Source organism: Phenylobacterium sp. NIBR 498073, from assembly GCF_027286305.1.
GTDB lineage: Bacteria > Pseudomonadota > Alphaproteobacteria > Caulobacterales > Caulobacteraceae > Phenylobacterium.
In genome coordinates this window covers 1,693,657-1,713,603 of record NZ_CP114599.1, presented here as the reverse complement: position 1 = coordinate 1,713,603, position 19,947 = coordinate 1,693,657, and the positions used below count along the sequence as shown (strand labels likewise).

The 19,947-nt window shown below is 69.8% G+C and carries 20 protein-coding genes; 11 read left to right on the top strand and 9 right to left on the bottom strand.

The window, feature by feature from the left end; all coding sequences use genetic code 11:
• Positions 1 to 76: 76 nt before the first annotated feature.
• The 4 genes from O4N75_RS08605 to O4N75_RS08590 all read left to right on the top strand — a co-directional run bounded on the left by O4N75_RS08605 (position 77) and on the right by O4N75_RS08590 (position 4,196).
• Entirely contained in the window at positions 77 to 1,378 is a 1,302-nt protein-coding gene (locus O4N75_RS08605) for a DUF1254 domain-containing protein (RefSeq protein ID WP_269628941.1), read from the top strand.
• Positions 1,375 to 2,151, top strand: a complete 777-nt coding sequence (locus O4N75_RS08600) for a DUF2092 domain-containing protein (protein ID WP_269628940.1) — start codon at positions 1,375 to 1,377, stop codon at positions 2,149 to 2,151. The genes O4N75_RS08605 and O4N75_RS08600 overlap by 4 nt, the downstream gene beginning before the upstream one ends.
• An 11-nt stretch (positions 2,152 to 2,162) precedes the next feature.
• Positions 2,163 to 2,747 carry a hypothetical protein gene (locus O4N75_RS08595; RefSeq protein WP_269628939.1) on the top strand — a complete coding sequence of 195 codons (585 nt, stop codon included), beginning with the start codon at positions 2,163 to 2,165 and terminating at the stop codon, positions 2,745 to 2,747.
• Positions 2,748 to 3,251: 504 nt separating this feature from the next.
• The gene (locus O4N75_RS08590) at positions 3,252 to 4,196 is read left to right on the top strand and encodes a formylglycine-generating enzyme family protein (protein ID WP_269628938.1); all 945 of its coding nucleotides are present in this window, start codon (positions 3,252 to 3,254) and stop codon (positions 4,194 to 4,196) included.
• 44 nt (positions 4,197 to 4,240) lie between these two features.
• On the opposite strand, the gene O4N75_RS08585 is transcribed toward O4N75_RS08590, so the two are convergent.
• Positions 4,241 to 5,005: a hypothetical protein gene (locus tag O4N75_RS08585; RefSeq protein ID WP_269628937.1), complete on the bottom strand. Its 765-nt coding sequence runs from the start codon at positions 5,003 to 5,005 to the stop codon at positions 4,241 to 4,243.
• 383 nt (positions 5,006 to 5,388) lie between these two features.
• On the opposite strand from O4N75_RS08585, the gene O4N75_RS08580 reads away from it, so the two are divergent.
• From O4N75_RS08580 to O4N75_RS08560, 5 genes are all read left to right on the top strand, one after another.
• On the top strand, positions 5,389 to 5,817 hold the full coding sequence (locus O4N75_RS08580; protein WP_269628936.1) for a hypothetical protein: 429 nt from the start codon (positions 5,389 to 5,391) through the stop codon (positions 5,815 to 5,817).
• A 44-nt stretch (positions 5,818 to 5,861) separates the two neighbouring features.
• On the top strand, positions 5,862 to 6,224 hold the full coding sequence (locus tag O4N75_RS08575) for a DUF1622 domain-containing protein (protein ID WP_269628934.1): 363 nt from the start codon (positions 5,862 to 5,864) through the stop codon (positions 6,222 to 6,224).
• A gap of 274 nt (positions 6,225 to 6,498) precedes the next feature.
• Complete coding sequence (locus tag O4N75_RS08570) at positions 6,499 to 7,104, top strand: DUF4136 domain-containing protein (RefSeq protein WP_269628933.1); 606 nt, start codon at positions 6,499 to 6,501, stop codon at positions 7,102 to 7,104.
• A gap of 28 nt (positions 7,105 to 7,132) precedes the next feature.
• Complete coding sequence (locus tag O4N75_RS08565; RefSeq protein WP_269628932.1) at positions 7,133 to 7,996, top strand: hypothetical protein; 864 nt, start codon at positions 7,133 to 7,135, stop codon at positions 7,994 to 7,996.
• Positions 7,997 to 8,100: 104 nt separating this feature from the next.
• Complete coding sequence (locus O4N75_RS08560) at positions 8,101 to 8,805, top strand: DUF3313 family protein (RefSeq protein ID WP_269628931.1); 705 nt, start codon at positions 8,101 to 8,103, stop codon at positions 8,803 to 8,805.
• Here O4N75_RS08560 and O4N75_RS08555 read toward each other — a convergent pair whose 3' ends face one another.
• Together O4N75_RS08555 and O4N75_RS08550 are read right to left on the bottom strand one after the other, a co-directional pair.
• On the bottom strand, positions 8,806 to 9,366 hold the full coding sequence (locus tag O4N75_RS08555) for a gluconate 2-dehydrogenase subunit 3 family protein (protein ID WP_269628930.1): 561 nt from the start codon (positions 9,364 to 9,366) through the stop codon (positions 8,806 to 8,808).
• Positions 9,366 to 11,096 (bottom strand): GMC family oxidoreductase, encoded by a 1,731-nt coding sequence (locus O4N75_RS08550; RefSeq protein WP_269628929.1) that lies wholly within the window; start codon positions 11,094 to 11,096, stop codon positions 9,366 to 9,368. The genes O4N75_RS08555 and O4N75_RS08550 overlap by 1 nt, the downstream gene beginning before the upstream one ends.
• Before the next feature lie 190 nt (positions 11,097 to 11,286).
• Between O4N75_RS08550 and O4N75_RS08545 the strand changes: the two genes are divergently transcribed.
• Positions 11,287 to 12,087 (top strand): DUF1080 domain-containing protein, encoded by an 801-nt coding sequence (locus O4N75_RS08545; protein ID WP_269628928.1) that lies wholly within the window; start codon positions 11,287 to 11,289, stop codon positions 12,085 to 12,087.
• A 166-nt stretch (positions 12,088 to 12,253) separates the two neighbouring features.
• Here the strand turns inward: O4N75_RS08545 and O4N75_RS08540 are convergent, their stop codons facing one another.
• From O4N75_RS08540 to O4N75_RS08520, 5 genes are all read right to left on the bottom strand, one after another.
• Positions 12,254 to 12,607, bottom strand: a complete 354-nt coding sequence (locus tag O4N75_RS08540; protein ID WP_269628927.1) for a c-type cytochrome — start codon at positions 12,605 to 12,607, stop codon at positions 12,254 to 12,256.
• Positions 12,608 to 12,618: 11 nt separating this feature from the next.
• Positions 12,619 to 13,674 carry a sugar phosphate isomerase/epimerase gene (locus tag O4N75_RS08535; protein ID WP_269628926.1) on the bottom strand — a complete coding sequence of 352 codons (1,056 nt, stop codon included), beginning with the start codon at positions 13,672 to 13,674 and terminating at the stop codon, positions 12,619 to 12,621.
• Positions 13,671 to 14,813, bottom strand: a complete 1,143-nt coding sequence (locus O4N75_RS08530) for a Gfo/Idh/MocA family oxidoreductase (protein ID WP_269628925.1) — start codon at positions 14,811 to 14,813, stop codon at positions 13,671 to 13,673. Before O4N75_RS08530 ends, O4N75_RS08535 begins: the two co-directional genes overlap by 4 nt.
• A complete protein-coding gene (locus tag O4N75_RS08525) occupies positions 14,813 to 15,718 on the bottom strand; it encodes a sugar phosphate isomerase/epimerase (RefSeq protein WP_269628924.1) in 906 nt (301 codons plus the stop codon). The genes O4N75_RS08530 and O4N75_RS08525 overlap by 1 nt, the downstream gene beginning before the upstream one ends.
• An 85-nt stretch (positions 15,719 to 15,803) precedes the next feature.
• Positions 15,804 to 17,081, bottom strand: coding sequence for an MFS transporter (locus O4N75_RS08520; RefSeq protein ID WP_269628923.1), 1,278 nt, complete (start codon positions 17,079 to 17,081; stop codon positions 15,804 to 15,806).
• 185 nt (positions 17,082 to 17,266) lie between these two features.
• Here O4N75_RS08520 and O4N75_RS08515 point away from each other — a divergent pair, with 185 nt between their 5' ends.
• Positions 17,267 to 18,277, top strand: a complete 1,011-nt coding sequence (locus tag O4N75_RS08515) for a LacI family DNA-binding transcriptional regulator (protein ID WP_269628922.1) — start codon at positions 17,267 to 17,269, stop codon at positions 18,275 to 18,277.
• On the opposite strand, the gene O4N75_RS08510 is transcribed toward O4N75_RS08515, so the two are convergent.
• The gene (locus O4N75_RS08510; RefSeq protein WP_269628921.1) at positions 18,274 to 19,941 is read right to left on the bottom strand and encodes a carboxylesterase family protein; all 1,668 of its coding nucleotides are present in this window, start codon (positions 19,939 to 19,941) and stop codon (positions 18,274 to 18,276) included. The two genes, O4N75_RS08515 and O4N75_RS08510, sit on opposite strands and share 4 nt — an antisense overlap.
• Positions 19,942 to 19,947: the final 6 nt, after the last annotated feature.

The following is a 19,947-nucleotide window of genomic DNA, read 5'->3' as shown; positions in this document are numbered from 1 at the left end:
GACATCGGGTTTGACCGGATGGCGGCGATAGGCGCGCGCTGGAACGCTTCCCTTGGACAAGGAGGCGTCCACGCCCATGGCGTTGCAACTACAGACGAACCCGTTCGATCTCCGGCGCGCGGCCGCTGACGGAATCGTTCTGGGGTTCCCGCTGCTGATAGTGGACGCGGTCCGCCGCACGCACCCGGTCGGCATGAACCAGGTCCTTGCGCTCCCGGACGACTGCAGCGTCATTGCGCCCGGACTGACCGACGACGACGACCTGATCGTCCGCGCCAGCGCGTGGATCGACCTCAGCGAGGGGCCGATGCTGCTGGCCCTGCCCGATCTGGGCGGCCGCTACTGGTCGATTTCGCTGTTCGACGCCTGGGGCCAGCGGATCGGTCGGGTGGATCCGCGCACTCACCAACACGGCCTGGACTTGGTGTTGGTCGGCCCGGACTGGCGCGGCGAGGCGCCCGAGGACGCCGTCGCCCGGCGCTCCCCCACCACCCTGGTCTGGGCGGTGGTGCGGATCGCCGCGCTCGGAGCCGGCGACCTGGAGACCACCCGCGGGCTCGCCCGGAAGCTGGCCCTGGGCCCGGCCCAGCCGGCGGGCGCGCGCCTGCGGCCGCTGTCTGGCCAGGTCGACCCGCCGCTGCAGCCGGCGCTGGACGCCCTCACCTCCCTCTCGCCGCACCGCCTGTTCCACCACCTGGCCCGGCTTCTGGCGCGCCACCCGCCCAGCGGCGACCTCGACCTCGACGCGCTGGCCCGCATCGGCGTGGCCCCCGGCAAGGCATTCCATCTGCCGGACGAAGCCCCCCTGCGCGAGGCCCTCGCCCTCGGCGCCGCCGACGGCTTCGCGCGGGTGATCCACGACCGCGATCCGGCCGAAGGCGCGGTCTGGCGCGCCACACCCACGCTGTCGACGCCAGCCTCGGCCCTGCTTGCCAGTCTCGGCGCGGCCGCGCCAGAGGACGTCCAGCAGTGGCTCTGCGACAGCGACTCCGAGGGCCGCCCGCTCATCGGCTCGGAGCCCTACGTCATCCGCTTCGCCCCTGGCGCGACCCCGCCGGTCGACGGCTTCTGGACGCTCGGCCTGGCCGTCCGCGCCGCCAGCGGGGCCCTGCGGGCCGGGCCCCGCCACATCGATAGCCGCGAGGCCCTGGTCATCGAGCCCGACGGCGGCCTCGTCCTGCGCATCGACCATCAGCCGCCCGACCCGCCGGGCAACTGGCTGCCGGCGCCGCCAGGCCGGCTGCGGCTGCAGCTCAAACTCTATTGGCCCAAGGCCGCGGCCCTCGCCGGCGGCTGGCGTCCACCGGCCCCCGAACGGATCGGCGGCTCGCGCCGGTCGTCCACCATCCACCCTGAAAACCGGGAGTCCCCGCTTTGAGAACCTTTCCCTGGCTCTCGGCCATGACCATCGCGGCCCTGCTCGCCGGCAACGCCTACGCCCAGCCCGCGCCTGCCCCGGCCGCGCCGGCGGGCGCCGCCGACAGCGACATCGATCCGGACGCCATCGAAGCCCTCAGGCGGATGAGCGCCTACCTCGGGACCCAGACCAGTTTCGAACTGAAGTCCAGCGGCGCCTTCGACCTCGTGCTCGACGACGGCCAGCGCCTGCAGTTCGGCGACAACGCGACCTTCAAGGTCCGCCGCCCCAACGGCTTCGTCATCGAGCGGGTCGGCGACTACAAGGACCGCCGCTTCACCTATGATGGCAAGCAGCTCACCGTCTCTTCGCCGCGCACCGCCTACTACGCCCAGGTCGAGGCCCCGCCGACGATCCGCGAGACCCTGGCCCTCGCCGCCGACCGCTACGGCATCGAGCTGCCGTTGACCGACCTCTTCCGCTGGAGCGAACCCGGCGGCGGCCGCGCCGACGACATCCAGGAGGCGCTCTATGTCGGGCCGGCGCTGATCGACGGGACCCCTACCGACCACTACGCCTTCCGCGAGGCCGAGGTCGACTGGCAGATCTGGATCGCTCAGGGCGACTCTCCAGTGCCGCGCAAGATCGTCATCACCGACCGCACCGACCCCAGCTCGCCGCAGTACACGGCCACCCTGTCGTGGAACTTCCGTCCGGCCTTCGACGCCCAGACTTTCGCGTTCCAGGCCCCCGCCGGGGCCCTGCCCATCCGCCTGACCGCGCTCGGCAAGTAGGAGTCACCGCCATGTGGAAGTTTCATAGCCTGTCCCTGACCGCCGCGGCGTTGTCGGCGGCGCTGTTTCCGGTCCTCGCCGAGGCGCGCCCCGGCGGCGGCGGCGGCGGTCATCAAGTCCGAGGCGGCGCCCGCTCCAGCGTCCAGGGCGCGCGTCCGGCGGCGACCCGTGCGCCTGCGGCCCACCCGAACGTGAACCGCCAGAACGTCGCCGCCAATCATCCCGGCGCCCGCAATACCGCGGCGGTCTCCAATCGGCAGGCCAACGTCAACCGCAACGCCGCCGTCAACCGCAGCGGCAACCGGGTCAACACCGGCAACGTCAACGTCGGCAACAACGTCAACGTCAATGTCGACCATGACAACGGCTGGGGTTGGGGCGACCACGACTACCACCCGGTGGCCGCGGGCGTGGCCCTCGGCACGGCCGCGGCGGTGACGTCGGCGGCGATCGGCTCGCGCTACTACTCGCTGCCCCCGGCCTGCTCGCCCTACCCCTATTCCGGGCTCACCTACTACTCGTGCGGCGGCGCCTACTACGCGCCCCAGTACGAGGGGGATACCGTCGTCTACGTGGTCGTCGATCGCCCGGGCTAGGGTCCGTGCCGGCAGCCGTCTTTGTGTTCCGCCTTGCGCTCGTCGCTCCGGCGCCGCGATAGCCGAAGCCGGGCGGCGTTCGCCGGTCAACAGGCCAATCTCCGTCAGGACGCCGTCCGGCTGACGCTCGGCGGCGGGCGTCGGCCTGCGCTTCAAGCGCGTCCAACGTGCACCGCGTCAACGCCAGCCTTCTTCTACATCGGCGAGGCCTTCCGATCTCCGGGGAATCCACGCTCGGCCTGAGGCGCCGACCTGATCACCGCGCCTATGCGCCGGTGCTGTGATGGCGCTGTCGGAACGCTCCTTCCCCTCCCCCCGGGGACCGCTCCGTCAGTCGGGCATCGGGCCCGGCCTCCTGGACAGGCCCCGCGTCGCTCTCGAGGGCGCGGGGCCTAACCGTGCGCGCAGCGCGCGTTCAGGGTTTCGCCGGATCGCCAAGCGTTCCCGCCGGTGATGAGATCGCCTACAACCTCACCGGATCGAGGACACCATCGGATGCCCCAAATGCAGCGTCAGCAACACGCGCCCGAGCAACGCCCCGGCATGGTGTGGATACCTGGCGGCGCCTTCCGCATGGGCTCAGACGTCCACTACCCGGAAGAGGCGCCCGTGCGGCGGGTCGAGGTCGAGGGCTTCTGGATCGACGCGCGCCCGGTCAGCAACCGCGACTTCGCCGCTTTCGTCGAGGCGACCGGCTGGATCACCAACGCCGAAAAGCCAGCCGATCCGGCCGACTATCCCGGCGCCGATCCGGCCATGCTCGCCCCCTCCTCGCTGGTCTTCATGCCCACCGCCGGGCCGGTGCCGCTGAACGACATCCGCGCCTGGTGGCACTACGTGGCTGGCGCTGACTGGCGTCATCCCTACGGTCCCGACAGCTCGCTCGAAGGGCTGGAGGATCATCCCGTGGTCCACGTCTCCTGGGCCGACGTCGAGGCCTACGCCGCCTGGGCCGAGGCCGGGCTGCCGACCGAGAGCGAATGGGAATACGCCGCTCGCGGCGGCCTGGACGGCATGATCTACGCCTGGGGCGACGCCTTCGAGCCCGGGGGCAAGCCGATGGCCAAGACCTGGCACGGCCGCTTCCCGTTCGAGAACCTCGACAAGACCGGCTGGCCGCGCACCTCGCCAATCGGCTCCTATCCGCCGAACGGCTACGGCCTCTCCGACATGATCGGCAACACCTGGGAATGGACCGCCGACTGGTGGTCGACCGCCTCGGCCGAACCTTTCAAGGGCTGCTGCGCCGCCAGCCGCGCCCAGGCGGCGATGGAAGCCAGCTACGATCCGAACCAGCCGGAGATCCGCATCCCCCGCAAGGTGTTGAAGGGCGGCTCGCACCTCTGCGCCCCGTCCTATTGCCGCCGCTACCGGCCGGCCGCCCGTCACGCCCAGCCGGTCGACACCTCGACCAGCCACGTCGGCTTCCGCTGCATCGTGCGGCCCTAGAGCATTTCCCGATCTGGTGGCCGCCTCGGCGGAAGACGCTCTGGCTAGGAGGGAATCAGGTAGGTCAGCACGAAGCGCAGCCCCCAATCGGGGCCGCCGTCGGGACTGTCCAGGTAATAGCGGCCGAACACGCCGGCCTGCACCTTCTGGTTCACACCGAACTTGTACATGTGCGTCACGCCGACGTTGAGCGGCACGGTCCACTGCTCACGTGTCCAGTCGTAGGTGCTCTCGAAGTTGACCACGACGCCGGTCGTGTTGGGAAAAGTGTAGTTGAAGAACGGCTGCAGCAGGGTGGTGTTCACCTCTTGCGGCTGGCCGGTGTCCACCGCCCATAGCTGGGTCGCCAGCAGGCCATAGGTCATGTGTCCCTGTTGCTTCAGCACCAGTCCGGCGGGTCCCGCCGCCCACTGGTGGGCGCTGAAGCCGTCAGTGCCGGTGGGGTACGAGATGGCTGGCCCGAAGCCCAGCACGACCCCCTCGGTCTTCGGAGAGAAGAAGAAGGTCTGCAGGGTGTCGCCGAACCCCATCTGGTCGCCGAGGCCCGGCGCTGACTCGCCCTGCGAGATCACCGGCACGATGGTGCGGATGATCAGGTTCCAGTCGTCGGTGAGATGCAGAGGCACGACCGGCTGAATGTTCAGCGTCACCCGCTCGCCGTCCGAGGGACCGTAGCAGCAGTCATAGTTGAACTGAAACGGCAGGCTGACCAGGTCCGAGACGGGGTTGGCGAGCATCTTGGCCAGTTCGACGTCGGACTCCTGGGCGCTCGCCAAGCCTGGCGCGGCCGCCAGGACCGCAGCACCCAAAAATACATTAAACTTCATGCCTTAGCGCCTTCCGCTCATGCGCTGACCTAGGTTGGCGGCGCCGCGACGACATAGGTCACGCCGCGGCCCAGGTATTGCGGCTGGCCGTCGTCCAGCGCGCTCATGGTGACCTCCAACTGAAGCGCAGCCGGATCGGCCCCGGCCCTCCGTCAACGGCATGCGGCCTCGCGCATTCCCTCCCGGTGAAGGCTCTACGGTTTCATCGGGGCTAGCGCGCGCCTATCGGGTGCAACCCGGACGACGGATGCGGGAAAGGCGCATCAGGCCCATCGCCCACCCGATCTCAGGTCGACGCCCAATGGTTCGGCATGGCCGGAAGCGGGAGCATCGTCGCGACATCCGTCCGACGAAAGTCCACGCCCATGCACCGTCTTGTCCTCGCCGCCGCCGCCTTCTCGCTGCTGGCCTCCGGCGCCGCGGCCCAGGAGCTGCTCGCCGACGCCGACAAGGACGGCAAGATCACCCCCAAGGAATATCAGGACTCCCGCCGCACCTTTCTGATGCGCGCCGACAGCAACAAGGACGGCAAGATCACGCCCCAGGAATGGGACCGCGCCGCCGCCAGCACGCGCATGGACCTTGAGGAGCGCGGCGTCGACCACGCCGGCCTGGTCGGCAAGGGCGGCTGGTTCCAGGCCATGGACAGCAACAAGGACAACGCCGTCACCGCGGCCGAGATCGACGCCTATACGGCCGTGCGCTTCAAGGCTCACGACCCCAACGGCGACGGCGTAATCACCCGCGGCGAGGCCGCCCAACTCGAAAAGGCGGCCGCCAAGAAGATCAAGTAGCCGCCTCCACAACAGCGCCCGTCCGGCTCAGCTCGGCAGCCCCCATGGAATCCGTTCTTCAAGAACTGGCCACCTACGTCGCCCTGATCGCGGAGATGATCTGCGTGCTCTGCATCGCCGTCGGGGTCATTGAAGGCGTCTACTTGGCCGGTCGCTACATGGTGATGCCCGCTGGGCCCGCGGCCCTCACCCGCAGGCAGGTTTGGACCCGTTTCGCGCGCTGGATCATCCTGGCGCTGGAATTCGCCCTCGCCGCCGACATCGCCCGCACCGCCATCGCTCCGACCTGGGACGACATCGGCCAGCTGGCCGCGATCGCGGTCATCCGCACCGCGCTCAACTACTTCCTCGAACGAGACCTAGAGGCGTTCAGCCGGCCGCTCGGCGCGCCCGAGGGGGAAAAGTGACCACGCTCATCCGCCGACTGACGACCGTCGGCCTTGCCGCCGCGCAGGGGCCGCGCCCGCCGCGCGAGAAGACCTGCGCCCGCAACTGGACCGTCGTCAGCATGAAGTCCGACGGGGCCACGCCGTCCCCAAGATCAGCGCCTGCCAGGACGCCGCGTCAGCCGCACCCTAGCGGGGGTAGAGGGTTTGACCCGATTGCTGGGCTCCGGCTGCGGCCGGACATTTCCCGGCACAGCCGCTGATCGCGGCCCTGCAACCTACTTGGGATAATCACATGCGGAGCGGCCTTCTGAAGTCCCTGGCCCTGGCGGCGGGCCTGACCGCCGCGGCCTTCACCCTCGCCGCGTGCGAGAGCCCCGGCGGCAACGTCACGGTGCTCAAGAGCAGCACGGTGTCGGTCGCCCCCGGCTCGACCTGGGCCTGGGCGCCGGGCGCGCAACCCGGATCGGGCGACAAGCGCATCGACAACGACATCATCCAGGCCCGCATCAAGGCCGCCGTCGAAGGCGCCCTGGCCGGCCGGGGCTATCGCCAGGTCTCCGATCCGTCGTCGGCCAATCTGCTCGTGCAGTACCACATCGGCCTGCAGAACCGGACCGAGACCCGCGTCGACACCTTCGGCGCGCCGATGGGCGGTCCCGTCGCCTGCGGCGTTCGCGGCTGCATCGGCGGCTTCGGGTGGGGCATGTACGGCCCGCCGATGGACGTCGACGTCCGCAACATCAACTACGTCGAAGGCACGGTGATGCTCGACCTGATCGACAAGGCCAGCGGAAAGCTGGCGTGGCGCGCCACGTCCCAGAAGCGGCTCGACCAGAGCGACGCCGACCAGGCCGGCGTCAACGCCATCTTCGCCGATATGGTCAGGACTCTGCCCTGACGCTGCACGCCGCGGAGGCGGCTCGATCATGGAAGCCCTCAAGCAGATCCTGCCGCTCCTGCTGACCCTCAGCCTAGCCGGCCTCGTCATGACGGTCGGCCTGAAGTCGGGGCGCGGGGACCTGATCTACGTCCTGCGGCGACCAAGCCTGCTGCTGAAAGCGATCCTGGCGGTGGAGGTCATTCCTCCGCTGGCCGCCGCAGCTCTGGTCTGGATGCTGCCGCTGGAGCCGGCGGTGAAGGCCGGGATCATGCTGATGGCCATCTCGCCGGTGCCGCCCCTGGTGCCCGGCAAGCAGCTCAAGATCGGCGGCCGCAAGGAGTACGCCTACGGGGTCTATGTCGCCATGGCGCTGCTGACCATCGTCGCCGTTCCGCTGGTCTTCGACCTCGCCGCGCGACTGTTCGGCCATGAGCGGACCCTGCCCATCCGCACCATCGCCGCGACCGTGGCGACCGGCGTCGTGATCCCGCTCGGCCTGGGGATGGTCATCCGGATGCTGGCGCCGGCCCTGGCCGAGCGCATCGGCCCCTGGGTCTACCGGCTGAGCATGCTGCTGGTGGTGGTGGTCTTCGTGCCCATGCTGGCTGCGATCTGGCCGGCGATCCGCAACCTGATCGGCGACGGGGCGATGGCGGCCATGGCCGGGCTGACGGTCATCACCCTGATCGGCGGCCACCTGCTCGGCGGACCGGCCGACTGCGACCGCGCCACCCTCGCCGTCGCCAGTTCCGTGCGCCACCCAGGCATCGCCATGCTGATCGCCAACACCACCTTCAACGACAAGCGCGTCACCGCCGCAGTGCTGCTGTTCATGCTGGTCAGCCTGGTCGTCGGCGCCCTCTATCAGGCTTGGTTCAAGCGCCGCTATCCGGCCGCCGGACTGACCTGACCGCCTCGCGGTTCCCCGGCCCTGCTCTACGGGTTTCCCCCGATACCGGCCTCCGGGGGCCGGGCGCATGGTGACGCTGAGCCATTCGTCAGGGAGCCCCCACCATGACCCGTCGCGCCGTCGTCACCGCGCTCGCCGCCATCTGCCTGCTCGGGAGCGCGGCCCCGCAAGCCCTCGCCGCCTCGCCGCCCGCCACCTGGGACGGCCTGACCAACGTGAAATCCAAGCGTTTCGACGCGGCCTACGTGCTACCCGGCTCCGACTTCCGCGCCTACACCAAGATCATGATGGACCCGACCGAGGTCGCTTTCCGCAAGAACTGGGTCCGCGACTACAACAACGACACCCTCGACCTGTCGCAGCGCATCTCCAAGGAAGACGCCCAGAAGATGCTCGACGCGGCCCGCACCGGCTTCGAGGAGGTGTTCCAGAAGGCCTATACCGCCGCCGGCTACCAGGTGGTCACCACCCCTGGCCCGGACGTCCTGCGCGTGCGCACCGGCGTCGCAAACCTCTACGTCACCGCTCCGGACCGGCCCACTGCCGGCCGCTCGCGGACCTTCAGCGAGGACGCCGGGTCGGCCACCGTGGTGATCGAGGTCCGCGACTCGGAGACCGGAGCCCTGCTCGGCCGCGCCGTCGACTCGCGGATCGCCGGCGACACCGGCCCCTACATGCGCAACAGCGTCACCAACCGCTCCGACTTCACCATGCTGTTCCAGCGCTGGGCGAAGATCAGCATCGACGCCCTGAACGAACTCAAGGCCATGTCGCCGGTGCCGGAGAACCCCGTCGCCACGCGACGCTAGCTACAGCGCCCAGGCGCGGCCGATCTCGGCCAGCGGCACGCAGCCATGGTACTCGCCGGGCGCCGGCTCGTACCTCAGCGCCAGGGTCGCCCCAGGCTCGGAGATGAAGTAGCCGATCGTCACGTACTCCTTCAGCAGCGAGAAGAAGTGGCGCGGCTTCCACGCCTTGCGGGCGGCGGCGGCCTCCTGGTCGTAGCGGCTCAGCAGCGCGGTCTGCTGGGCGCCGGTCAGCTCGGCGAACGCCTTGCCGTGCGCGGCCCGCGCGTCGGCGTTCATCTGGCTGAGGCCGGTCTTCAGCAACTCGGCCTGCGGCTTGTCCAGATAGGTGGCGACCGCCCGGTCGACGAACTGCGGGACCTTGGCCTCGCGCGCCCCCGGGGTGTCGGTCTTCGGCACGATCAGCTCGGCGGCGGCGTCCAGCGCCCGGGCCTGCTCGGCGTCGAGCGCGGCGGGCGTCCAGGCCAGCGGCGGCAGGGCGGCGGCGACCGGGCCGGCGAAGCCGACCGACACCATGCCCATGGTCAGGGCCAGGCCCCGGAACGCGTCGCGACGGTTCAGCATCACAGGTCCCCCTTGCGCTTGGCCTGGACCGCATGGTCGACGGCCCGGGCGGTCAGCGCCATGTAGGTCAGCGACGGGTTCACGCAGGAGGCCGAGGTCATGGCCGCGCCGTCGGTGACGTAGACGTTCGTGCACTCGTGCACCTGGTTGTGGGCGTTCAGCACCGAGGTCTTCGGGTCGCGGCCCATCCGCGCCGTGCCCATCTCGTGGATGCCGAGGCCCGGCGCATAGCCCATGTCCGCGGCCATGACGTTCTTGAAGCCGGCGGCCTCCAGCATCTCCACGGCGGCGGCCTGCATATCCTTGCGCATGGCCTTCTCGTTCTCGCGGATCGTCACCTTGGCCGACAGGGTCGGCAGGCCGTACTTGTCCTTGGCCGCGTGGTTCAGGGTCACGCGGTTGTCCTCGTAGGGCAGGATCTCGCCGAACGCGCCCAGCTGCATGGTCCAGGGCCCAGGCTGGCTCATGGCCGCCTTGCGGTCGGCGCCGAAGCCCTCGCCCGCCAGGTCGCGGTCCCAGCCGGGACGCGAGGCCCCGCCCTGGTAACCATAGCCGCGCAGGAAGTCCTTCTTCGTCGCCGCGTCGCCCAGGTTGCGGAAGCGCGGGATGTAGATGCCGTTCGGCCGGCGGCCGGAATAGTACTTGTCGCCGAACTCCTCGACGTCGGCCTTGGCCCCGACCCGGAAGTGGTGGTCCATGACATTGCGGCCCAGCTGGTCGCTGCCGTTGCCGAAGCCGTTCTCGAACCGCGAGCTGGTCGAGTTCAGCATGATCCAGGTCGAGTTGAGGGCCGAGGCGCAGAGGAAGATCACCTCGGCGTAGAATTCCTCTTCCTTCAGGGTCTGGGCGTCCAGGATCCGCACCCCGGTCGCCTTGCCGGCCTTGGCGTCATAGATCAGCGAGGTGACGATGCTGTCGGGCCGCATCCGCAGGTTCCCGGTCCGCTCGGCCGCCACCAGCGTCGCCGAGTTGGAGCTGAAGTAACCGCCGAACGGACAGCCGCGCATGCACATGTTGCGGTACTGGCACTTGCTGCGCCCCAGGCTCAGCTGCTCTTCGGTAGGCTCGGTCAGGTGCGCGCAGCGGCCCATGGTGATCCGGCGCTCGCCGAACCTGCCCTCGACCCGCTGCTTGAAGGCCCTCTCGACGCAGTTCATCTCCATCGGCGGCTGGAACTGGCCGTCGGGCAGATGCGGCAGACCCTCGTTCTGGCCGGAGACGCCGATGAAGCGCTCCACATAGTCGTACCAGGGGGCCAGGTCGGCGTAGCGGATCGGCCAGTCGATCGCCACGCCCTCGCGGGCGTTGGCCTCGAAGTCCATCGGGCTGTGGCGATAGGTCTGCCGCCCCCAGGTCAGCGAACGACCGCCGACCTGATAGCTGCGGATCCAGTCGAACCGCTCCTCCTCGGTGTACGGGTTTTCGTCGTCCCGGACGAAGAAGTGCTTGGTGTATTCGTTGACCGTGTAGCCGGTGCGCGACTGCACGGGATACTGCGCCTTCAGCTGCTCGGCCGGCAGCTTGCCCTGCGGGTACTTGGTGTCCCACGGGTCGGTCATCGCCGTGGGATAGTCCTCAAGGTGGCGGACCATCGGCCCGCGTTCCAGCACCAGGGTCTTGAGACCCTTCTCCGTCAGCTCCTTGGCGGCCCAGCCGCCGCTGATCCCGCTGCCGACAACGATGGCGTCATAGGTGTTTTCCTGGCGCGAACGGCCGTTCAGATTGGCCATCATTCCCCCCGGTCTCGGTGCGGCGGCGTAGTCCGCCTGGTTCGTTCGCGCGTCGGCGGCGGCCGCGAATCCGCCGTGGCGCCGAGCTGCGCTTTGCATCTCCCAGGTTCCATGAAATGGGTTACATTGCAAGTAGACAAGGGAACGCCGGAACGCGCGTGCACATCTTCCAGGAGGAAACGGAAACCCTATGCCCTCATGCCGACTGGCCGCCGCACTCGCGCCCCTGGCCGCCCTCGCCCTGCTCGCCGCCCCCGCTCACGCCCAGGCCGTGAAGGCCGGCAAGTGGACGCCGATCTTCGATGGCCGGAGCCTCGACGGCTGGACGCCGAAGATCGCCGGCTATCCCGCGGGCGAGAACTACGCCCAGACCTTCGTGGTCCAGGACGGCGCGATCACCGTCTCCTACGCCGGGTATGACGGCAAGTTCGGCGGCAAGTTCGGCCACCTGTTCTACAAGACCCCGTTCCAGGCCTATCGCCTGCGGCTGAACTACAAGGTGCTCGACCCAGCCCTGCCCGACACCCCGGCCTGGGCGCGCAGCAACAGCGGCGTGATGTTCGCCAGCCAGAGCCCACAGAGCATGAGCCTGGGCCAGCCGTTCCCGATGTCGGTGGAGTTCCAGATTCTCGGCCGCGACGGCGCAGGCCCCCGCCCCACCGGCGCGGTCTGCACGCCTGGAACCAGCATCACCTTCGACGGGGTGAAGGCCAAGGAGCACTGCGTCCCCTCGACCACCGCGCCCACCATCGCCAACGGAACCTGGACCAGCCTGGAGCTCGAGGTCCTGCCCAGCGGCCAGGTGACCCAGAAGATCAACGGCGCGGTCGTGCACCGCTACGCGGGCGTCGCCCTCGACCCGACCGACAGCTTCGCCGCCGTCGCCCGGCCCTACTTCGAAACCCACAAGGCGACCGAGGGCTACATCGCCCTGCAGAGCGAGGGCCACCCCATCACGTTCAAGGACATCGAGGTGCAGGAGCTGCGCTGATCTCCATGTCATCCCGGCTTCGGCCGCAGGCCGAAGACCGGGACCCATGAACACCAGATGTCTGGAGCCTCGGCTGGGCCGCGCCCCATTCCACCCATGCGGCGAGAATGGGTCCCGGTCTTGCTGCGCAAACCGGGATGACACCGGTTGGCGGGACGATGGCCGCCTAGTTCTTCAGCGTCCCCAGATACGTCACCAGCGCCGCCCGCTGCTCGGCGTCGGGGGCGCCGACCAGCATCTTGGTGCCCGGCACGCTCTTGGCCGGCGCCTTCAAATAGGTGTCGAGCGTGGCCGCGTTCCAGGTCAGCTTCGAGCCCTTCATCGCCGTGCTGTAGGCGTAGCCCGGCAGCGTGCCGGCCTTGCGCCCGGCGACCCCGGCCAGCGGCGGGCCCATCTTGCCCGGGGCCGGCGCGATCGAGTGGCAAACCGCGCAGCGCTGCTTGAACACCGCCTCGCCCGAGGGAGCGGCCACGGCCGCGCTCGCCGCGAAGGTCGCGGCCAGGATGATACCCAGCTTCATGTCTTGAACTCCTATAGGCCCAGCAGCCGCCGATTGCGTCCGGCGTCCGGCGCGCTGCCAGCGAAGTCGTCGAACGCCCGCTCGGTGACGCGGATGATGTGATCGCGGATGAAGGGTGCGCCTTCCCGGGCGCCGTCCTCGGGATGCTTCAGCGCGCACTCCCACTCCAGCACCGCCCAGCCGTCATAGTCGTACTGCGCCAGCTTCGAGAAGATCGCCTTGAAGTCGACCTGCCCGTCGCCCAGCGAGCGGAACCGCCCGGGCCGCTCGACCCAGCCCTGGTAGCCGCCATAGACGCCCGAACGCGCGTCCGGCCGGAACTCGGCGTCCTTCACGTGGAAGGCGCGGATCCGCTCGTGATAGCGGTCGATGTAGCCGAGGTAGTCCAGCTGCTGCAGCAGCAGGTGGCTGGGATCGTAGAGGATGTTGGCGCGCGGGTGGCCGCCGACTTCATCCAGGAACCGCTCGAACGTCGCCCCGTCGTGCAGGTCCTCGCCCGGATGGATCTCGTAGCAGACGTCGACGCCCTCATTCTCGAAGGCGTCGAGGATCGGCCGCCAGCGGCGGCCCAGCTCGGCGAAGGCTTCCTCGACCAGGCCCGCCGGCCGCTGCGGCCACGGATAGAAGTACGGCCAGGCCAGTGCGCCCGAGAACGTCGCATGCGCCTTCAGCCCCAGCCGCCGGCTGGCCACCGCGGCCGCCTTCACCTGCTCGACCGCCCAGGCCTGACGCTCGGCCGGCTTGCCGCGCAACTGCGGCGGCGCGAAGCCGTCGAACAGCTCGTCATAGGCCGGATGCACCGCGACCAGCTGGCCCTGCAGGTGGGTCGACAGCTCGGTGATCACCAGCCCATGCTCGGCCAGCACCCCGGCGATCTCATCGCAATAGGTCTGGCTCTGCGCGGCGCGCGCCAGGTCGAAGAACGAGTCCGCCCCGCCGGTCGGCATCTGCACGCCGACATAGCCCATCGACGCGACCCACTGGGCCATGGTCTCCAGCTTGTCGAACGGCGGCTCGGCGCCGATGAACTGGGCCAGGAAGATCCCGGGGCCTTTAAGCGTCTTCATGCGGCGTCTCCCAGCAGCGCGACCCAGCCCTCGCCCGCGGCGCTGGCGGCGACCGCCCGCTCGACGAAGGCCATGCTGCGCACGCCCTCGCCGATGTCGGGAACCAGGTTCGGCGTCCCGGCGACGATCGCACCCGCGAAGTCTCGATAGAGGTTGGCGAAGGCCTCGATGAAGCCTTCGGGATGTCCGGTCGGAATGCGCGAGCCGGCCCGGGCCGCGGCGCCCAGATAGCCCGAGGCCGCATGCAGGATCTGGGTCGGCCCGTCCAGCCAGTCGACGATGAGCTCGGTGTGGCGCTCGTGCGACCAGGTCAGTCCGCCCTTCTCGCCATAGACCTTGGTGGTCAGGCCGTTGCGCGCCCCGGCCGAGATCTGCGAGGCGATCAGCACGCCGCGTGCGCCGCCTGCGAACCGCAGCAGCACGTTGCAGTCGTCATCCAGCGTGCGGCCCGGCACCACCGCGGCCAGGTCCGCGCAGATGCGCTCGACCCGCGCCCCGCTCACGAACTCGGCCAGATTGAAGGCGTGCACTCCGATGTCGCCGATCGCGCCGCCGACCCCGGCCTGAGCCGGATCGGCCCGCCAGCCGGCCTGCTTGTCGCCGTCGCGCTCGATCGGCCGCGACAGCCAGCCCTGCGAATACTCGACGATGACCTTGCGCACCGCGCCCAGCTCGCCGCGGGCGATGATCTCGCGGGCCTCGCGGACCATCGGATAGCCGGTATAGACGAAGGTCAGGCCATAGAGCTTGCCCGCCCCCGCCACCACGCCGGCCAGCTCCTGCGCCTGGGCCAGGTTCAGGGTCGCCGGCTTGTCGCTGATCACGTGCATGCCGGCCGCCAGCGCCGCGGCGGCGACTTCGAAGTGCAGGTGGTTGGGCGTCACCACCGCCACCAGCTGCGCCCCGTCCTCGCGCGCGGCCTCGGCCGCCAGCATCTGGCGATAGTCGCCATAGGCCCGGTCGCCCGCCACGCCCCAGGCCTGCGCGGCCTGGGCGTTCTTCTGGCCGTCGCGGCTGAATGCGCCCGCAACCAGCTGGATGGCGCCGTCCAACTCCGCCGCCATCCGATGCACCGGCCCGATGAACGAGCCGGGTCCGCCGCCGACCATGGCCAGCCGCAGGGGAGCTCCACGCGTCATCAGGCGGCCACGCTCGCCAGGTAGTCGTGGCTGATCTTGGTCGACTCGATGCGCGGATGGGCGAACGGCGGCTCCTGCTCGACAAAGAACCCGCGCACGCCCGACGCATAGGCCGCCGGCAGCAGCTTCTTCCAGTCGATCATGCCGCCGCCGACCTCGGTCGGGTCCTGCTTCAGCACGAAGTTCGACGTGGTCGTCGCCTTGATGTCCTTCACGTGCATCAGGGTGAAGCGGCCCTTGTGCTCCTTGAGCAGCGCGAACGGGTCGTGGCCCGCGGCGGTCACCCAGCCGGCGTCCATCTCGAAGGTCACCAGCGACGGGTCGGTCTCCTTCAGCAGGACGTCCATGCCCGTCGTGCCGCCGATCGGCGCGAACTCGTTGTTGTGGTTGTGATAGCCGACGGTGATGCCCGCATCCTTCAGCGCCTGGCCCTTCTGGTTCAGGAAGTCGGCGTTCCACTTCCAGTCGTCCAGCGTCATCTGCCCGGCCATGCGGCTCAGGAACGCCGCTCCGTCCTCGCCCGGGTTCGGCTTCAGCTCGAAGCGGTCGGGGATGTAGAAGAGCGGCATCACCGCCGACTTCACGCCCAGCACGTTCAGGTCGTCGGCCAGCTTGGCAAGGTCGCCGCTGAAGGTCTGCGCGCCCATCGCCCGGCCCTGGATGTGGGCGCTGGTGCAGGTGAGCCCGGCGCGGTCCATCGCCGCCTTCATCTCCGCGGCGGTCTTGCCCAGCAGGCCGGCCAGCTCGATGTTGCGGTAGCCGATCTTGGCGACCTGGGCGAGCGTGCCGTCCAGGTCCTTCGCCGCGTCCGAGCCCAGCGTATAGAGCTGCAGCCCGATCGGCAGGCCGTGGCGCTGGAAGAACAACTTACCGCCCGCCGCGTTGGCGTTCGCAATTCCCGTCATGGCCGCTCCCATTCCTGCCAATCCCGCCAGCACACTGCGCCGCTGAAATCCTTGTGTCATCTCGGGTCTCCTTCTCGCGCAGCCGTCAGTGCGGCGCGGCGACGCTGGGGGTCAGGGTTTCGTCGCCGGCCGCATCGGCGGCGACGGGACCGCGGGTCGGCGGCCGGAAGAACAGGGCCAGCAGCACGACCGCCGCCAGCGCCAGGCCGGTCGGGACCATGAACAGGGCCGGATAATCGACGACGTTGCGCGCCACGCCGTCGGCGCCGGTGACGCTGGTCGTCAGGCGGCCCATCAGCGCCGGGAACAGGAAGCTCGCCACCACATTGCCGACCCCGAGGATCAGCAGGTTGAACAGCCCCTGGGCGCTCGAGCGGACGTCCTTGGGGAACACCGCGTCGACGAAGATGTATACGGTGGCGAAGAAGAAGGCGTAGCAGATCCCGTGCAGCAGCTGCACCGCCACGATCACCGGAATGCTGTCGGCGAAGAAGGCGAACACCGCGAACCGCGCCGCATGGCCCAGGATGCCGACGATCATCGTCACCTTCCAGCCCAGCCGGATCAGCACCCGGCCCAGCAGGAACATGGTCAGGATCTCGGCCACCTGGCCCAGGCTCAGCACCACCATCGACAGGTTGCCGGCGATGCCGACCCGGTCGGTCAGGAAGGCGTCCGAGACCACGAAGTAGCCGTTGTGGATGACGGAATCGATGAAGGTGACGATGAACAGCACCAGCACGAACGGCGTGCCCAGCAGGGTCAGCGCCCGGCGCCAGGCCAGCTTGTCGATGCCGGCCGCCTCCTTGCGCGGCGGGGTGTGCGGCAGGGTCAGCGAATAGGCGGCGGCGGCGAACGAGATCAGCGCCGCGACCAGGAAGATCCAGCGCACCTGGTCGGCCGTGGCGTGCGCGCCCAGCAGGAACACGAACGGCCAGCTGACCATCACCCAGCCGACCGTGCCGCCCATCCGCACCGTGCCGAAGTCGGCCGCCGGGTCGCGCAGGTTGGCGAAGGCGATCGAGTTCGACACCGACAGGGTCGGCACGTAGAGCAGGCTGTAGATCAGATAGCAGGCGAAGAACGGCCAGAAGCTGGTCGAGAACGCCACGCCCACCAGCGCCAGGCCGCCGATCAGGTGGCTGGCGGCCAGGAATTTCTCGGCCGAGAAGTTGCGGTCGGCGAACTGGTTCGAGAAGAAGATGCCGACCAGGGCGGCCACGCCCCACGAGCTGCCGACCAGCGACTGCTGCCAGGCCTCGAAGCCCAGCATGGTCATGTAGGGGAACAGCTTGGGCGCCCAGGCGCCCCAGATGGCGAGCTGCAGCACCATCATCAGGAATAGCCGAACGTTCGTCGTCATCTTCCTGGCCCTCCCCGACCGGCTCCCGCGGCGGCGTTTACGGCCCTGAATCGGCCCGCGCTCGCGTCCATGTAATCGAAATCATCGATAACAGCCGCCCCATCGCCCGGCAACTGCATTGTGCGGCGGGCGCCGCGCGAACCTACGCCTTGAAATGGGAGGCGCTTCTCGCCAGTGTCGCGCCGATGCCTACCATTCAAGATGTCGCCCGCGACGCGGGGGTCTCCACCGCGACGGTCTCCCGGGTGTTCAGCGCCCCCGAACTCGTTTTGGAAGGCACCCGGCAGAAGGTCATGGAGGCGGTCGCCCGGCTCGGCTACGAGCCGAACTTCGCGGCCAAGAGCCTGCGCACCCTGCGCACCGAGAAGATCCTGGTCACCGTGCCGGACATCTCCAACCCGTTCTTCTCGCGGGTCATCCGCGGGGTCGAGGAGGCCGCCCACGCCGCCGGCTACTCGGTGTTGCTCGGCGACACCCGCCACCAGGAGGAGCGCGAGGAGCAGTACGCCACCATGCTCCGCCGCAAGGAGGCCGACGGCCTGATCTTCCTAGGCCACCGCCTGCCCGACACCCTGGCCGACATGGTCGCGGCGATGGGGCCGCGCACGCCCATCGTCAACGGCTGCGAGTTCGCGCCGGACCTCGGCGTGGCCAGCGCCCACATCGACAACACCGCCGCCGCCGCCGAGGTGATGGACCACCTCTACGGTCTCGGCCACGTCCGCGTCGGCGTGATCACCGGCCCGCTGGCCAGCCCGCTCAGCGCCGACCGCCTGGCCGGCGTGCGCGCCGCCGCCGAGCGCCACAGCCGCGCCGCCTCGCTACAGGTGATCACCGGCGACTTCACCATCGAATCCGGCCTTCACCAGGCGACCGCCCTGCTGGCCGGCCAGGACCGCCCGACCGCGATCTTCTGCTTCAGCGACGAGATGGCCATGGGCGCGCTGGAGGCGATCCGCCGCGCCGGCCTCTCCTGCCCGCGCGACGTCTCGCTGGTCGGCTTCGACGATATCCGGTTCGCCGAATACCTGGCCCCGCAGCTGACCACCGTCAGCCAGCCGATGGACGCCATCGGCCACGAGGTCGTGCGCCTGCTGCTCGACATCCTCAAGGGCCGCGCCACGACCCTGCAGCAGGTCACCCTGCCCCACCGCCTGGTCGTCCGCGCCAGCACCGCCGCGCCGGCGGCGGGTTAGGTCCCGCCGCAGTCCTTGGCGACCGGCGCAGCCAGGCCGGTGTTCCACATTTCCCAGCTCATATCGCCGCGACGCCGGCGACTCTGCACGATGCTGTCGTGGAATTCGAACGCCCCCGGCAGCAGGTGCGCCCCCGCCCGCGCGCCATCGTCGCCGAAGCGCATATGGCCCCGCGCCTTGACGCTGAACGCCGGCCAGTCGGCCCGGCCGTCCGCCTGCGGGCGCCCGCTGCGCGCAAAGCCGACCCAGTAGTCCATCATCGCCTCTGAAACGGCGACGTCCTTGGCGCTGGTCGGCGGCAGGGGCCAGTTCTCAGGAACCGTGGCGCCCGGCCCGACCTCGCCGAACACGAACGGAACCTCGCTGGCGTGGAACGCGCCCAATCCCCGCTCGTCCGCCGCCGGGTAGACGTGGTCGAAGTAGTAGAGATAGGCCCCGCCCCGGCCCGCCTGGTCGCTCGCCAGCCGCATCGCGGCCCAGCCGTAAAAGGCGTCGCGCGCGGCGTCGAACGCCCCGTCCCGAGGCCGCTCGGCCGGATAGAGCTTCAGGTAGTCCCCGGCCCGCCCGCAATAGCGGGCCTGCACGGCGGCCCGATAGGCGTCCGCGTCCGACGGGACCGGCGGCCCGAACGGCCCGTCGAAGGCCCTCACCTCGCCGCTGTTGAAACCGACCAGCAGCGGCGTCTGCGCCTGCTCGCCGCGCTCGAAGACGTCGACCAGCTGGCCCTTGTGCACCCAGCCGTCGATCGTTCCCTGCGGCATGTAGAACTGGGTCGTCGCCGCCGCCAGCAGCGCCTGGGCGTCCATCCCCCGCAGCGCCGCCAGCCGTCTGTCGCCGGCCTTGTCGCCGAACGCCAGCCCCGCCTCCTCGGCGGCCGGAATTCCGAACCGCGCCGCCGTCAGCTCCGGCATCGCGGGAAGATAGACGCTCTGGGCGATGACGCGATGGAACAGCCCGCGCGCCAGCGGGCTGGCCATCAGTTGCGCGGCGCTCAAGGCCCCGGCCGACTCGCCCATCACGGTCACGCTGTCGGGATCGCCGCCGAAGGCCTCGATGTTCCGCCGCACCCAGCGCAGCGCCTCGACCTGGTCCAGCGTGCCATAGTTGCCGGACGCGCGCTGGGGCGACTCCGCTGTCAGCTCCGGATGCGCCAGGTAGCCGAACACCCCGAGCCGGTAGTTGATCGTCACCACCACCGCGCCCTTGGCGGCCAGGGCCCGGCCGTCATGGTGCGGCGTGCTGGCGGTGCCCATCATCAGCGAGCCGCCGTGGATCCAGACGATCACCGGGGCCTTGCTGGCGCCGACCGGCGCCCAGACGTTCAGATAGAGACAGTCCTCGCTCTGTTCGGCCGGATCGTCCCGGTAGAACGCGATCGGCGAGGACGGCTGCAGGCAGGCCGGCGCAAAGGCGCTCGCCGTGCGCACCCCGGCCCAGGGAGCCTGCGGCGCAGGCGGCTTCCAACGCAGATCCCCCACCGGCGGGGCGGCATAGGGAACGCCCTTGAAACTCGCGACCACACCGTCGCTCTGCCCCCGCAAGGCGCCCAGCGGCGTCTGGCGCAGCTCGTCGGCCGCATGGGTCGGAGACGCCGCGAGGGCGAGGGTCGCGCCTGCCACGGCGGCGCTCCAGGCGCGCTTGGCGCGCAGGCGGGGTTCAGCCATCGGGTG

Excerpts from the sequence above, each read along its gene's own strand:
- O4N75_RS08560 (WP_269628931.1), top strand. The coding sequence starts at position 8,101 with ATGACCCGTCGCGCCGTCGTCACCGCGCTCGCCGCCATCTGCCTGCTC.
- O4N75_RS08530 (WP_269628925.1), bottom strand. The coding sequence starts at position 14,813 with ATGACGCGTGGAGCTCCCCTGCGGCTGGCCATGGTCGGCGGCGGACCC.
- O4N75_RS08540 (WP_269628927.1), bottom strand. The coding sequence starts at position 12,607 with ATGAAGCTGGGTATCATCCTGGCCGCGACCTTCGCGGCGAGCGCGGCC.
- O4N75_RS08545 (WP_269628928.1), top strand. The coding sequence starts at position 11,287 with ATGCCCTCATGCCGACTGGCCGCCGCACTCGCGCCCCTGGCCGCCCTC.
- O4N75_RS08520 (WP_269628923.1), bottom strand. The coding sequence starts at position 17,081 with ATGACGACGAACGTTCGGCTATTCCTGATGATGGTGCTGCAGCTCGCC.
- O4N75_RS08555 (WP_269628930.1), bottom strand. The coding sequence starts at position 9,366 with ATGCTGAACCGTCGCGACGCGTTCCGGGGCCTGGCCCTGACCATGGGC.
- O4N75_RS08595 (WP_269628939.1), top strand. The coding sequence starts at position 2,163 with ATGTGGAAGTTTCATAGCCTGTCCCTGACCGCCGCGGCGTTGTCGGCG.
- O4N75_RS08605 (WP_269628941.1), top strand. The coding sequence starts at position 77 with ATGGCGTTGCAACTACAGACGAACCCGTTCGATCTCCGGCGCGCGGCC.
- O4N75_RS08575 (WP_269628934.1), top strand. The coding sequence starts at position 5,862 with ATGGAATCCGTTCTTCAAGAACTGGCCACCTACGTCGCCCTGATCGCG.
- O4N75_RS08535 (WP_269628926.1), bottom strand. The coding sequence starts at position 13,674 with ATGAAGACGCTTAAAGGCCCCGGGATCTTCCTGGCCCAGTTCATCGGC.
- O4N75_RS08590 (WP_269628938.1), top strand. The coding sequence starts at position 3,252 with ATGCAGCGTCAGCAACACGCGCCCGAGCAACGCCCCGGCATGGTGTGG.
- O4N75_RS08525 (WP_269628924.1), bottom strand. The coding sequence starts at position 15,718 with ATGACGGGAATTGCGAACGCCAACGCGGCGGGCGGTAAGTTGTTCTTC.
- O4N75_RS08515 (WP_269628922.1), top strand. The coding sequence starts at position 17,267 with ATGCCTACCATTCAAGATGTCGCCCGCGACGCGGGGGTCTCCACCGCG.
- O4N75_RS08565 (WP_269628932.1), top strand. The coding sequence starts at position 7,133 with ATGGAAGCCCTCAAGCAGATCCTGCCGCTCCTGCTGACCCTCAGCCTA.
- O4N75_RS08570 (WP_269628933.1), top strand. The coding sequence starts at position 6,499 with ATGCGGAGCGGCCTTCTGAAGTCCCTGGCCCTGGCGGCGGGCCTGACC.
- O4N75_RS08550 (WP_269628929.1), bottom strand. The coding sequence starts at position 11,096 with ATGGCCAATCTGAACGGCCGTTCGCGCCAGGAAAACACCTATGACGCC.
- O4N75_RS08580 (WP_269628936.1), top strand. The coding sequence starts at position 5,389 with ATGCACCGTCTTGTCCTCGCCGCCGCCGCCTTCTCGCTGCTGGCCTCC.
- O4N75_RS08510 (WP_269628921.1), bottom strand. The coding sequence starts at position 19,941 with ATGGCTGAACCCCGCCTGCGCGCCAAGCGCGCCTGGAGCGCCGCCGTG.